Below are 12,975 nucleotides of genomic sequence, written 5' to 3'. Positions count from 1 at the left end.
TAGGAGGGTGGGAAGATGCCGTGGGGGCGGCATGTTGCATCAATAGAACGTCTATTGGGCGCAACACGGGTGCCGCCCCAATCCCTTACGAGGCGTTTAAACAAGCACCGCAAAAAAGCCGCCCAAATTGACTAAGCCGGATGTAGTGCATCTCGTAGCCCAAGATCGAGCGATTTATCTTCTCTAGTGCCTGCTCCGGCTTGTTGGTGTATTCCACCACCCCGAGCGTTACCAAGTGCGAAAGAAATGTTGAGAACAACTCTGGCTGGGCGAGGGCTTCGGGTTCGACAAGTGCGCTTGCAAGAGATTCGTAGAAATCGGACTCGCCATAAATCTGGCGCAACCTTACCAGCCCCTCCTGCTTCAACATTCCAGGGCTCTGTTGTCCTTCTCGCAAGTAGATGTGATCCCGTAGATCAAACAGTTGGGTAAGAAAAAGCACTTCATCGGGTGCCAACTGACCAATGATGTGGACGAAGGCAGGATGGGCTTCACCGATGCGCTCCTTATCCATTGCCCTAGCAAGCAGATTGACGTACAGGTCAGCGATAGGGTTGCCGTCTTCTTGATATCGCAAACGCTCTGCCACAGGAAGCATGATGGAGTCCGGAGGCGCAATCCGACGAGCAGGCGGAACAGCTTCAAGAGAGTGCTCAATACGTCGAGCTAAACGGTCTTGCATCGCCGCTCCGTACTGGAGCGGGAAGAGCGCAAGACGGAGTACCTTGACGGCATCAACGCCGATTTTTGCGAACTCGCGCATCGCTGGTGCCACGGCATCAGAGTAAACCTCTGTAGCGATTGCTGCGGAAACAGATCGCGATTGAGAGTCATCATTCATAGCGTGGCTCAAATAGTTTTCGTCAACATCTTCTGTTTTGTCGATTGTCGCACTCGACATAGCAGCGTCGGGCTGCTTCTACCCGCCTGTCCAGCCGCCAACCGGCGTTCAAGGTAGCCAGCCGCGTGGCGGAGAGTGCCTGTGCCAACTCCGCTCGGCGTGCAACGCGAGGCGCCTGACATGAAGAAAGTGGCAAGATCGTGTCTCATGGCCAGTACGCCTCCTGATCTGGGCAGCCCGGCGGCCCATGCGTATCCCGGCATCAAGTATGAATCCGCACAAGATCGGCTCGTCCATCGATCAGCACCGTGCCTCGCCCGAAGTCAGCTTTGAGCAGCATCGGCGCCGGCGCGTCCACGCCTTCGGGCGCAGTCTAATGACCCGCAAAGCGGTGTACCTGGACCTGCGATTCTGGATAGGTTTGCGGGATGCAGCGCGTTACGACACGCCTGGGGCGATGATGGATCTCCTGCGTACCTTGCGCCGCGCCGTGGCAGCGGGTCGGGTGTTTTGCCCGATCACCGACAGCACCTTTCTAGAGATGTTCAAGCAGACCGATCCGCGGTCGCGCGCTGCCACTGCCGACCTGGTCAGCGAACTTAGCCTGGGGGCCACCCTCCTCACTTACGACATGCGCGTCGGCACCGAAATCGCGCATTACGTGCATGCGGCCCGAACGACGGAGGCGGTCGATCCGCTGCGCGAGCTGGTGTGGTCCAAGCCCGCCTATGTGATGGGCTTCGTCGATCCGGTGTCGATGGCCTTCGACCCAGCCACCAGCCTGGCCATCCGCAAAGCCTTTTTCGACCACATGTGGGAAGACGTCACGCTGATCCAGGTGTGTGACATGCTCGGCGACAAGTTCGTGCATGCCGACCCGCTGAACTTTCGCGAGACCACTGGCCGAGTGAACGAGCAGATCCGCGCCCATGCAGACAGCCTCAAAAACATGAAGACTGCCTACCAGCATGAACTGGTCGGCGTCCTGGACCTCTATGCCGGTCAACTGGCCACCATCCTGGAGCCCACATTGCCGCCCGAGGCCGGCCCCTTGCCCAAAGAAGGAACACCGGAGCGCGCGGAGGTCAATCGACAGTGCCTAGCGTTCCTGATAGGCGCCTTTGGAACGGAGGTCGGCCGAAAAGCCATGCGCACGCTGCACATCAACGTTACCCTGCATGCGGCCGTGCGATGGAACAAGGGACAGGCGCTGAAGGCCAATGACCTGTTCGATTTCCAGCACGCTTGTGCGGCCCTGGCCTATTGCGACGCCTTCTTCACCGAAGGCCCGTTGTGCACGCTAGTGAACAGGCCCGACCTGGGGCTTGTTGAGCAGTTCGGCTGCTTCGTACGTGCGGATGTCGAGGCATGCCTGGCCTACGTCGAAGACGTGGTTCGCGACACGAATGCCTATGAAGAGTTGAGGCCGACTTAACACCCGGCATGTCCGGGCGTTTCGTCCTTCACGGCCTGTCAGTTTTTTTCAGTAACTGCGTCAGTCACTTTTCACTAACATGGCACGTTTTTCACTTTCCGTGTCACCCGACAACATCACGCATCAATGTTCGTCGCCCTCAAGGCGTTGCTCTCGATGAAATCGCGCCGCGGCTCCACCTCATCCCCCATCAACATCATGAACACCTTGTCGGCCTCGATGGCGTCTTCGATCTGCACGCGCAGCAGGCGGCGCACGTTCGGGTCCATGGTGGTTTCCCACAGCTGCTCGGGGTTCATCTCACCCAGGCCCTTGTAGCGCTGGCGGCCCACGCTGTTTTCAGCCTGCGTGATCAGCCAGGCCATCGCGGCGCGGAAGTCGGCCACCTTGGCTTCTTTGGCCTTCTCGCCTTCACCGCGGCGCACAAGGGCTTCGGGCGTCAGCAGGCCGTTGAAGGTGGTGCCGGCCTTGGCCAGGGCCTCATAGTCGGCACCGTGCACAAAGTCGGCGTTGATGATGCTGTACTTGGTGTTGCCGTGGAAGATGCGGCTGATACGCAGGATGTGCTTGTCGCTGCGGGCGTCGAACTCGGCCGTCACTTCGGCGTTGCGGAGCGCGGCCTTCAAGGCCGTGGCGCTTTGTTCAGCGTCTTCCAGCGTGTCCAGGTTCAGCGTCAGGCCGTTGGCGATCGCACGCAGGGCCTCGATGTCCATCCAGTTGCCCAGGCGCTCCACCACGGCGTTGGCCTTCACATAGGCGGCGGCCAGTTCGCTGAGCTGCTCGCCCGCGATGGCGGGCTTGCCCTGGCCGGGTTCCACCACTGCGCCGTCCAGCGCCACGCGCATCAGGTACTCGTCCAGCGCACCGGCGTCTTTCAGGTACTGCTCTTGTTTGCCGTGTTTGACCTTGTACAGCGGCGGCTGCGCGATGTAGATGTGGCCGCGCTCAACCAGCTCGGGCATCTGGCGGAAGAAGAAGGTCAGCAGCAGGGTGCGGATGTGGGCGCCGTCCACGTCCGCGTCGGTCATGATGATGATGCGGTGGTAGCGCAGCTTGTCGGGGTTGAAGTCGTCGGTGCCGGCACCGCGCCCGATCCCCGTGCCCAGGGCCGTGATCAGCGTGAGGATTTCGTTGCTGGTCAGCAGCTTCTCATACCGGGCCTTCTCGACGTTCAGGATCTTGCCGCGCAGGGGCAGGATGGCCTGGAACTTACGGTCGCGGCCCTGCTTGGCCGAGCCACCGGCGGAGTCACCCTCCACGATGTAGATTTCGCAGAGCGCCGGGTCTTTTTCCTGGCAGTCGGCCAGCTTGCCGGGCAGGCCCAGGCCGTCGAGCACGCCCTTGCGGCGCGTCATTTCACGGGCCTTGCGGGCGGCTTCGCGCGCACGCGCGGCTTCAACGATCTTGTTGCAGATGATCTTGGCGTCGATCGGGTTCTCAAGCAACCAGTCGGTCAGCAGGCGGCTGACGATGTCTTCCACTGGCGCGCGCACCTCGCTGCTCACCAGCTTGTCTTTCGTCTGGCTGCTGAACTTGGGTTCAGGCACCTTCACCGACACCACGCAGGCCAGGCCTTCGCGCATGTCGTCGCCACCGACATCGACCTTGGCCTTCTTGGCCAGCTCGTTGTCTTCGATGTACTTGTTGATGACGCGGGTCATCGCCGCACGCAGGCCCGTGAGGTGGGTGCCGCCGTCGCGCTGCGGGATGTTGTTGGTGAAACAGAGCACATTCTCGTTGTAGCTCTCGTTCCACTGCATGGCCACTTCCACGCCGACGTTGGTGCCGTTCTCGGACACCTTGTCGCCTTGCGCATGGAAGATGTTGGGGTTGAGGATGTTCTTGCCCTTGTTGATGAACTCCACAAAGCCCTTGACGCCACCGGCGTAGGCAAAGTTGTCTTCCTTGTTGTTGCGCTCGTCGATCAGGCGGATCTTGACGCCGTTGTTCAGGAAGGACAGCTCACGTAGGCGCTTGGCCAGGATATCGTAGTGGTACTCGTTGTTTTCTTTGAAGATCTCGACATCAGGCAGGAAGTGCACCTCGGTGCCGCGCTTGTCGGTCTCGCCGATGATCTTCATGGGGCTGACTTCGACCCCGTCGCGCACCTCGAGCACGCGCTCTTGCGGCACGCCCTGGCGGAACTCCATGTAGTGAACCTGGCCGTCGCGGCGCACCGTCAGGCGCAGCCACTTGCTCAAGCCGTTCACGCAGCTCACGCCCACGCCGTGCAGGCCACCCGACACCTTGTAGCTGTTCTGGTTGAACTTGCCACCGGCGTGCAGCTCGGTCAGGGCGATCTCGGCCGCCGAGCGCTTGGGCTCGTGCTTGTCGTCCATCTTCACCCCGGTGGGGATGCCGCGGCCGTTGTCCACCACGCTGATGGAGTTGTCGGTGTGGATGGTCACCACGATGTCGTCGCAATGACCGGCCAGGGCTTCGTCGATGGAGTTGTCGACCACCTCGAACACCAGGTGGTGCAGGCCGGTGCCGTCGGACGTGTCGCCGATGTACATGCCCGGGCGCTTGCGCACCGCCTCCAGGCCTTCGAGGATCTGGATGGAGCCCTCGCCGTAGCCGCCTTGGTCGGGTGACCCGGCCGGGGTGGCGGGCACGTCGGGTTGCTGATCGGGAGAAGGCGTCACGTCGCTCATGGAATGGCCCTGGGGAATGAAAAAGAGCCCCGACGACGGTCGTCAGGGCTCTGGGATTTTAACGGCTTTGGCCGTGGGTTCTGACCGCGGTCAGTGCGGGGTGGACCGACGTTGCTGACGGCGCACGGCCGAGGCCAAACCGCCGAGGCCCAGTAGCGTCAGCGCTAACGTGGATGGCTCGGGGATGGCGGGCACATAAGTCTTGCTTGCATGCACGCTACTGACCAGTGATACATGAGTACTGACACCGTAATACTTCATCGATTCCAGATCGGTATTGTTTTCAATTTTCAAAGAAAAGTACTCTGATTTTTCGATGGTTCTTTTCGAACGATCGTAAATGTCAACATAATTTGACCCACTATCTGTATCATAATATTCTTCACCAGGAAATGGAAATGACTTATCTGCCCATTCTGCATAAGCCCATCCTCCAGTATTTACTCTGATTGACGAATTATATGAATAATATATACCTGTATCTTCCCATCCATCACTGGATGGATAAACCGAACTGTTCAAGGCGTCCCAGTCCGCATTAAGATGGTAATTTGCAGTTCCCTCAAGCACAACTGCTGTGTTCGGGGACAACACAAATCCGATAAATCCTGCGTAGTTGGGCAGTCTTTCCATTCCTGAAAAATCTGACCTTAGGTAATAGGAAGAACCAGTTGACGAATTGATTAAAGAATTCTCACGGTCAACTGTTGACTGAAGCGAACCAATTAATCTCGGTGCATCAATTTGAATCGAACTGCCATGTTCAGAAGGTCCGATGCTTGCGCTCGCTACGCCGTCAGCGCTGGTCAAGCTGGCGGAATAATCTCCAAACAATCGAGCATCCTCATCGAACGTCCTCACATCTTCGATGGTCTTGTAATCGTCATCTTTTACTGAAACATACAGTTCTGATGTTCCAGAATTATCAAACTTAATCCATGGAGTGACATCATCATCAGGATTCAAGTCGATGAGGCGATAACCAAAATTCGCCACCGTTGCCGAAGCACTGATGACTGGAACTGCAGCGTGTGCAAACGACGAACATGCAAACAAAGAACACAAGGTCGTGACCAATTTGAGCGAGCGCATGAGCGAGCCTCCTGAATATTTGATGATGAGAGGCTAACGCAAAAATCGGATCACATCCATCATCCGTCTGTCTGAGCAGTCCGGTAATGCTCGCTTTATCACCCTTGGGTTCACCACGGGTCCCCATGAACAATGGGCCCCTAAGGGCCATTACAGTCAATGGTTGACGGTCTAAGCGATCAGCTTTATCGCCGCCGCACCGACACCCCCACCACCGCCAAGCCCAAACCCACCAAAGCCCAGGTGGCAGGCTCAGGCACGGCGCTGGGTGAATTCCACTGCCCGATGCCGTAATCCTGGTTGAACAGGTGCGAGCAGGTACCACGGTAGTAGCCACCTTCGGTGCCAACGCTGCACATATACCAGTTGCTGCCATCGGCAAACGGGCTGGCTGATGAAGTGAAGCGCAGGCCGTCGTCCCAGTCGATCAGGAAGTCGTAAGGGCCATCGTTCACACCCAGGGCGCCAGAGAAGTACGACACGCTGGTGGCGCGTGATTCAACGCCCTCCGGCCGATAGACCGTGAAGTCCACGCCCACTTCCGGGCCCCAGCCCCAATCGTAGGTGGTCTTCGTGAGGCTGAAGCCTGCCACGATGTCCGAGCCGGCGTAACTGAAGCTCACAAAGTGCTCGCCGAAGTTGTCCATGCTCAGCGCGTCACCGGGCACGTAGTTCTCCAGCACCAGCACGGCCGCCGGAGCACCTTCCGGGGCGTTGATGGTGCAGTCCAGACAGTCGGCGTAGAAGTTGAAGGTCAGCGTGTTGCTGGGCACTTCCAGCACGGCGTGGGCGCTGGTGGCGGCCAAGCCCAGGGTGGTGGCACCCAGCAGGGTTCGGATGGCGGTGGTGAGGGTGGACATGACGGTTTCTCCAGAAATCATGGCCCCCAATGTAAAAAAATACCCTGGCCGGGACATCCCCCACCAGGGTAGGTCAAGGTCTGCTCGGCCCCCACGATCGCGTGGGGGCCAGCCGGCGTGCCCTGATCAAATCCGCATCGGCATCACCACGTACTTGAAGCCTTCGTACTCGGGGTTGGTGATCAGGGCCGAGCTGTTGGCGTCTTGCAGCGACACGGTCACCATCTCCTGGCTCATGTTGGACAGCACGTCCATCAGGTAGCTCACGTTGAAGCCGATCTCGAAGCTGTCGCCACCGTAGTCGATTTCGATGTCTTCCTTGGCCTCTTCCTGCTCGGCGTTGCTCGACGCGATGCTCATCAGGCCGGGCGCGATGTTCAGGCGCACGCCCTTGAACTTGTCCGACGTGAGGATGGCGGCCCGCTGCAGGCTGGCCAGCAAGGTGGTGCGGCCCAGGGTGATGTGGTGCTTGTGGTTCTTGGGGATGACGCGGTTGTAGTCGGGGAACTTGCCCTCGACCAGCTTGGTGACGAACTCCAGGCCGCCGAAGCTGAACTTGGCCTGGTTGCCGGCAAAGCGCATCTCGATGAGCTGTTCTTCTTCGCCCTTGCCATCGTCCTTCAGAAGCCGCATGAGCTCCAAAACGGTCTTGCGGGGCAGGATGACCTCTTGCTTGGGCATTTCGACCTCCAGCGTGGCCTGAGACAGCGCCAGGCGGTGTCCGTCGGTGGCCACCAGGGTCAGGGTGTTGCCTTCTGCCACGAACAGGATGCCGTTGAGGTAGTAGCGGATGTCGTGCACGGCCATGGCGAAGTGCACCTGGCCGATCAGCATCTTCAGGGTCTTCTGAGGCACGCTGAAGGCGGGGCCGAAGTCGGCGGCCTCTTGCACCAGGGGGAAGTCTTCGGCGGGCAGCGTTTGCAGCGTGAAGCGGCTTTTGCCGCCTTGCAGGGTGAGCTTGTTCTGGTTGGCCGTCAGCGACACGGTCTGGTCCGCCGGCAGGCTCTTGAGGATGTCGCCCAGCTTTTTGGCGCCCACGGTGGTGGCGTAGCTGCCGTCGTCACCATCGAGCTGGGCCGTGGTGCGGATCTGGATTTCCAGGTCGCTGGTGATGAGCTCCAGCGCGGGGCCGTTTTTGCGGATCAGGACGTTGGCCAGGATGGGCAGTGTGTGGCGCCGCTCCACGATGCCGCCCACGGACTGCAGGGCGGCGAGGATTTTTTCCTGGGCTGCTTTCAACACAATCATCTTAATCTTTCAAATTGGTCGTCGTAGTAGAGGGCGACTTTTTCTGTGCACAACGCTATTTTGTCCTGATCCATCAAGGATTTACGACCCGGACAAGTCTGTGGATGCTACCCGGCTTCGTGATGGGGACAACAGACAACAACTTCGCGCTTTGGTCTCAGCCTGTGGACAAGTGGGTGCTTGTTCTTTTCTTGTCCACAAGTTTGTGCCTTGACAAGGGGTAAAAAAAGAGACCCGCTGGGGTCTCCTGGCATGCCTGCATCAGCCTTTCAGCGTTTGCTCCAGCACGTGCAGTTGCTGGTTGAGCTCGCTGTCTTTGGCCCGGTCGCTGGCGATCTTGCGGCAGGCGTGCAGCACCGTGGTGTGGTCACGCCCCCCAAAGAGCTCGCCGATCTCGGGCAGGCTCTTCTGGGTCAGCTCCTTGGCCAGGTACATGGCGATCTGACGGGGCTTGGCGATCGAGGCGGGGCGCTTCTTGGAGTACATGTCGGCCACCTTGATCTTGTAGAAGTCGGCCACGGTTTTCTGGATGTTCTCCACCGAGATCTGCCGGTTCTGGATGGACAGCAGGTCTTTCAAGGCCTCACGGGCCAGGTGGATGGTGATCTCTTTGTGGCTGAACTTGGCAAACGCCAGCACCTTGCGGAGGGCGCCTTCTAGTTCGCGCACGTTGGCGCGCACGTTCTTGGCCACGAAGAAGGCCACGTCTTCGGGCATCTCGATGGCCTCTTGTGCGGCCTTTTTGATCAGGATGGCCACGCGCATTTCCAGCTCGGGGGGCTCGATGGCCACCGTCAGGCCCGAATCAAAGCGCGAGGTCAGTCGCTCATCGATGTTGGCGAGCCCCTTGGGGTAGGTGTCGCTCGTCATGATGATGTGTGCCTTCTTGGCCAGCAGGGCTTCGAAGGCGTTGAAGAACTCTTCCTGGGTGCGGTCCTTGCCGGCGAAGAACTGCACGTCGTCGATCAGCAGCAGGTCGAGGCTGTGGTACTTGGCCTTGAGCTCGTCAAAGGTCTTGCGCTGGTAGTTCTTGACCACATCGCTGATGAACTGTTCGGCGTGCAGGTAGAGGATGCGCGCGTCGGGCTTGTCGGCCAGCAGGGCGTTGCCCACCGCGTTCATCAGGTGGGTTTTACCCAGGCCCACGCCGCCGTAGATGAACAGCGGGTTGTACATGTGGCCGGGGCTGCCGGCCACGTGCAGGGCGGCGGTGCGGGCCATCTGGTTGGCGCGGCCGGGCACGAGGTTGTCGAAGGTCAGGGCCGGGTTCAGGCCCATGACCTGGGGCAGCTGATGCCGGGGTGCCGGGGCATGGGCCATGCCCTGGCCGCCCAGGGGGTGGCGCTCGTGCGGTTCACCAGCCGCGCTGCGGTCGCCACGGTCACCCAGGTGGGGCATCAGGCGTTGCAGGGTGGGGCTGTTGAGCTGGGCATTGCTGGGCATGGCCCGCGTGGGGAGCATCGCACCGCCCTGAGCGCCCATGGCCACGCCGGTGGGCGCGGCCCGGGGGGCCATGGCGATGTCCAGGCGCACGTCACCATCCACCAGTTCGCCCAGAATGGCTTCCAGCCGGGCGCTGTATTGCGTGCGGATCCAGTCCAGCATGAAGCGGTTGGGCACACGCACACACAGCACGGTCACACCCTCTTGCACGCTGGCCTGCGCGTCTGGCAGGGGACGGATCCAGGTGTTGAACTGTTGCTCGGGCAGTTCGGTGGCCAGTCGCTGGCAGCAGCGTTGCCACAGGTATGGCAGCTCGGCGGGGCCCGTGGTGGGCAATTCGGCGGCACTCATGTTGTGGACAAGTCCTTCCTTGGGAGGCGAATTCTAAGCGTCTTCGGGCGCTCGTGAACCGGGTTATCCACAGTTTTTTGTTCGAGATCAGCATCGATTGGCCGGGTGCCGGCGCCTGTTTTTGCGCACACACGTTGACCTGATGTGCAAAAGCTGATGTAATCGCGGGTTCTGCCGGCCCTAAGGTTGAGGTGCTGGCTCAGTGAAAGATCATCATGAAGCGTACCTACCAACCCTCCAAGACCCGTCGCGCCCGCACCCATGGCTTTTTGGTGCGCATGAAGACCAAGGGCGGCCGCAAGGTGCTGAACGCCCGCCGCGCCAAGGGCCGCAAGCGCCTGGCTGTCTGAGCCAGCATGGTGCAGCACCGTGCCTGACGCGGCGATAGCCGGCTCAGGCGTGTGTGCAACCACGAGCAGGGCCGGGCTTTGCCCGGCTTTGTCACGCTCTGACGGTCGTTTTTGATCGCCGCCAGGACAGCCGAGCCGTGAAACCTGCCAGCCTGAAATCATCGGATTTTCAGCAGGCACTGGGAACACGCCCAGTGTCTAAAACCGCGCATTTCGCCTTGCACGCTTTGTGGAGGCGGCCCGTGTCGGTCCAGTTGTCAACAACCCCGTCCCTGGGCACGCCCCCGGCTGTGGATGACATGGTGGGGCGGCTGGGGTTGGTGGTGCCCAAAAAACAGGCACGCCGTTCGGTCACCCGCTCCTTGATCCGCCACCAGGCCCGCGAATCTGTTCGCCGGCATGCCGTGGCGGCCTTGTCGCGCCTGCGGCCTGTTGGTCAAGGTGAGGCTCAAGGTCAACCCGCCGAGCCGGTGCCCTTGTCGGCCTGGGTGGTGCGGCTGACGCGTGGCTTCGACCGCGCGGAGTTTCCCAGCGCGGCGTCTGATGCCTTGAGCGCCGCCGTGCGCCGCGAGCTCGATGAGCTGTGGGCACGGGTGCGCGAGGTGCGGCGATGATGGGCGGTGTGTGCCAGGTGCTCAGCCGCGCGCTGAACCGTGTGCTGATCGGCGTCGTGCAGGGCTATCGGCTGTTGTTGAGCCCCTGGCTGGGCTCGGCCTGCCGTTTCACGCCCACGTGTTCACAATACGCCCTCACGTCGCTGGAGCGTCATGGTCCGCTGGCAGGCTCTTACCTGGCCACCCGCCGTATCCTGCGTTGCCACCCTTTGTGTGACGGGGGGCATGACCCCGTGCCCGACGCCTCGCCTTTCAAGAAGGCGGGGTTGTTGTCCCGTTTCTGTCAACCTTCCTCGGAACCCCCTCGCCCATGATCAACAACGATTTGCGCCGCGTGCTGCTGTGGTCGGTGTTTGCCGTCTCGCTGCTGATGTTGTGGGACGGCTGGCTGCGCCACACCGGCCAGCCCTCGCTGTTCCAGCCCGCACCGGCGGCCTCGCCGGTGGCCCAGGCCGCCAGCGGTGGTGCCGACAATGGCACGGCCTCGGTGCCGGCGGCCGGCGGCACCCTGGCCACCAACGCCGCGGGCGCCACGCCGGGCGCCGAGGTGGCGGCCGCCCCCGCAGCGACACCGTCGGAGGTGCTGAGCATCAGCACCGACGTGCTCAAGGTGGACATCGACACCCTGGGTGCCAGCGTGGTGCGTGCCGAGATGCTGCAACACCGTGCTTCTGGCGAGGCGGGCGGCAACATGGTGCTGTTCGATCGGTCGGCGGGCAAGACCTACGTGGCGCAGTCGGGTTTGATCGGCCAGGCGGCCGGTGATGTGCCCACGCACCTCACGCCGTTCAAGCTGGTCAGCAATGAGCGCACCCTGGCCGAAGGGCAGGACACCCTGGTGGTGAAGCTGGCCTCCGACCCGGTGGCCGGCGTGCAACTGGTGCGCACCTACACCTTCCAGCGCGGCAGCTACCTGGTGGACGTGCGCCAGGAGGTGCTCAACCAAGGCGCGGCAGCGATCAACCCGCAGTTGTATGTGCAGCTGGTGCGCGACGGCTCGCTGATCCATGAAGGCCCGGATGTGTGGGGTGCGCCGCAGTCGTACACCGGCCCGGCCATTTACACGGCCGAAGCCAAGTTCCAGAAGGTGCCTTTCGACAAGATCAGCAAGAAAGAAGCCGATTTCCAGAAGTCGGCGCCGGATGGCTGGGTGTCGGTGGTGCAGCATTACTTCACCTCGGTGTGGTTGAACCCGGCCAGCACGCAGCGCGAGTTTTTCGCGCGCCAGCAGGCCGGCAACCTCTACGCCGTGGGCATGCTGTTCCCGGTGGGTGAGGTGGCCCCGGGCGCCTCGGCCACGGTGGACACGCAGCTGTACATGGGCCCCCAGGAAGAAATGAAGCTCAAGGACATCGCCGAGGGCCTGGAGCTGGTCAAGGACTACGGCTGGACCCACCTGCTGGCCAAGCCGCTGTTCTGGCTGCTGTTCCACATCCACAACCTGGTGGGCAACTGGGGCTGGGCCATCGTGCTGTTGGTGGTGCTGCTCAAGGCCGCGTTTTACGGCCTGAACGCCAGCGCCTACCGCTCGATGGCCAAGATGAAGGCGCTCAATCCGCGCATCCAGGCCCTGCGTGAGTCGCTGAAAGACAACCCGCAGCAGATGCAGCAGGAGATGCTGAAGATCTACCGCGAAGAAAAGGTCAATCCGATCGGCGGCTGTCTGCCCATCCTGATCCAGATTCCGGTGTTCATCGCGCTGTACTGGGTGCTGCTGTCGTCGGTGGAGATGCGCAACGCGCCCTGGGTGGGTTGGATCACCGACCTGTCGGTCAAGGACCCGTACTATGTGCTGCCCCTGCTGATGACCGGCTCCACCCTGCTGCAGACCTGGCTGAACCCCACGCCGCCGGACCCCATGCAGGCCAAGCTGATGTGGATCATGCCGCTGATGTTCTCGGTGCTGTTCTTCTTCTTCCCGGCCGGCCTGGTGCTGTACTGGTTGACGAACAACATCCTGTCGATCGCGCAGCAGTGGATGATCAACCGCAGCCTGGGCGTCAACACCTGACGAGGGGCGAAGCGCCACGGACATGGAGCCGCCGGGTCACCCTGGCGGCTTTTTCATTGAAGGGGTCGCCGCAGGG

At 61.2% G+C, this 12,975-nt stretch carries 11 protein-coding genes; 5 read left to right on the top strand and 6 right to left on the bottom strand.

The genetic code is table 11. The annotated features are described in order from the left end of the window. Positions 1-85: 85 nt before the first annotated feature. Positions 86-841 carry a DUF4393 domain-containing protein gene (locus WNB94_RS08970; protein WP_341389817.1) on the bottom strand — a complete coding sequence of 252 codons (756 nt, stop codon included), beginning with the start codon at positions 839-841 and terminating at the stop codon, positions 86-88. Positions 842-1,109: 268 nt separating this feature from the next. On the opposite strand from WNB94_RS08970, the gene WNB94_RS08965 reads away from it, so the two are divergent. Beyond that, positions 1,110-2,276: a hypothetical protein gene (locus WNB94_RS08965; protein WP_341389815.1), complete on the top strand. Its 1,167-nt coding sequence runs from the start codon at positions 1,110-1,112 to the stop codon at positions 2,274-2,276. 116 nt (positions 2,277-2,392) lie between these two features. Here the strand turns inward: WNB94_RS08965 and gyrB are convergent, their stop codons facing one another. From gyrB to dnaA, 5 genes are all read right to left on the bottom strand, one after another. Then, positions 2,393-4,930, bottom strand: a complete 2,538-nt coding sequence (gene gyrB, locus WNB94_RS08960) for a DNA topoisomerase (ATP-hydrolyzing) subunit B (protein ID WP_445819034.1) — start codon at positions 4,928-4,930, stop codon at positions 2,393-2,395. 90 nt (positions 4,931-5,020) lie between these two features. Beyond that, positions 5,021-6,022, bottom strand: coding sequence for a PEP-CTERM sorting domain-containing protein (locus WNB94_RS08955; protein ID WP_341389814.1), 1,002 nt, complete (start codon positions 6,020-6,022; stop codon positions 5,021-5,023). Between the two features lie 185 nt (positions 6,023-6,207). Continuing rightward, on the bottom strand, positions 6,208-6,882 hold the full coding sequence (locus WNB94_RS08950; RefSeq protein ID WP_341389812.1) for a PEP-CTERM sorting domain-containing protein: 675 nt from the start codon (positions 6,880-6,882) through the stop codon (positions 6,208-6,210). A gap of 126 nt (positions 6,883-7,008) precedes the next feature. Further along, the gene (dnaN, locus tag WNB94_RS08945; RefSeq protein ID WP_341389811.1) at positions 7,009-8,130 is read right to left on the bottom strand and encodes a DNA polymerase III subunit beta; all 1,122 of its coding nucleotides are present in this window, start codon (positions 8,128-8,130) and stop codon (positions 7,009-7,011) included. A 261-nt stretch (positions 8,131-8,391) separates the two neighbouring features. Further along, entirely contained in the window at positions 8,392-9,924 is a 1,533-nt protein-coding gene (dnaA, locus tag WNB94_RS08940; protein WP_341389809.1) for a chromosomal replication initiator protein DnaA, read from the bottom strand. Positions 9,925-10,139: 215 nt separating this feature from the next. Here dnaA and rpmH point away from each other — a divergent pair, with 215 nt between their 5' ends. Genes rpmH through yidC form a run of 4 tightly spaced genes read left to right on the top strand, consistent with a single transcriptional unit; the run spans position 10,140 to position 12,899 of the window. Next, a complete protein-coding gene (gene rpmH, locus WNB94_RS08935) occupies positions 10,140-10,274 on the top strand; it encodes a 50S ribosomal protein L34 (RefSeq protein ID WP_161648519.1) in 135 nt (44 codons plus the stop codon). Positions 10,275-10,327: 53 nt separating this feature from the next. Further along, positions 10,328-10,888, top strand: a complete 561-nt coding sequence (locus WNB94_RS08930) for a ribonuclease P protein component (RefSeq protein ID WP_341389806.1) — start codon at positions 10,328-10,330, stop codon at positions 10,886-10,888. Then, entirely contained in the window at positions 10,888-11,202 is a 315-nt protein-coding gene (yidD, locus tag WNB94_RS08925; protein ID WP_341389992.1) for a membrane protein insertion efficiency factor YidD, read from the top strand. The genes WNB94_RS08930 and yidD overlap by 1 nt, the downstream gene beginning before the upstream one ends. Continuing rightward, positions 11,199-12,899 carry a membrane protein insertase YidC gene (yidC, locus tag WNB94_RS08920; protein WP_341389804.1) on the top strand — a complete coding sequence of 567 codons (1,701 nt, stop codon included), beginning with the start codon at positions 11,199-11,201 and terminating at the stop codon, positions 12,897-12,899. Before yidD ends, yidC begins: the two co-directional genes overlap by 4 nt. Positions 12,900-12,975: the final 76 nt, after the last annotated feature.

Origin of the sequence: Aquabacterium sp. A3, assembly GCF_038069945.1 — a bacterium.
In the GTDB taxonomy this organism is placed as follows: Bacteria; Pseudomonadota; Gammaproteobacteria; order Burkholderiales; family Burkholderiaceae_C; genus Aquabacterium.
The sequence above is the reverse complement of the archived record's forward strand: the minus strand, read 5'-3'. Positions and strand labels throughout refer to the sequence as shown.

Coding starts and splice junctions, on each gene's coding strand:
- WNB94_RS08970 (WP_341389817.1), bottom strand. CDS start 841: ATGAATGATGACTCTCAATCGCGATCTGTTTCCGCAGCAATCGCTACA.
- WNB94_RS08965 (WP_341389815.1), top strand. CDS start 1,110: ATGAATCCGCACAAGATCGGCTCGTCCATCGATCAGCACCGTGCCTCG.
- gyrB (WP_445819034.1), bottom strand. CDS start 4,930: ATGAGCGACGTGACGCCTTCTCCCGATCAGCAACCCGACGTGCCCGCC.
- WNB94_RS08955 (WP_341389814.1), bottom strand. CDS start 6,022: ATGCGCTCGCTCAAATTGGTCACGACCTTGTGTTCTTTGTTTGCATGT.
- WNB94_RS08950 (WP_341389812.1), bottom strand. CDS start 6,882: ATGTCCACCCTCACCACCGCCATCCGAACCCTGCTGGGTGCCACCACC.
- dnaN (WP_341389811.1), bottom strand. CDS start 8,130: ATGATTGTGTTGAAAGCAGCCCAGGAAAAAATCCTCGCCGCCCTGCAG.
- dnaA (WP_341389809.1), bottom strand. CDS start 9,924: ATGAGTGCCGCCGAATTGCCCACCACGGGCCCCGCCGAGCTGCCATAC.
- rpmH (WP_161648519.1), top strand. CDS start 10,140: ATGAAGCGTACCTACCAACCCTCCAAGACCCGTCGCGCCCGCACCCAT.
- yidD (WP_341389992.1), top strand. CDS start 10,888: ATGGGCGGTGTGTGCCAGGTGCTCAGCCGCGCGCTGAACCGTGTGCTG.
- yidC (WP_341389804.1), top strand. CDS start 11,199: ATGATCAACAACGATTTGCGCCGCGTGCTGCTGTGGTCGGTGTTTGCC.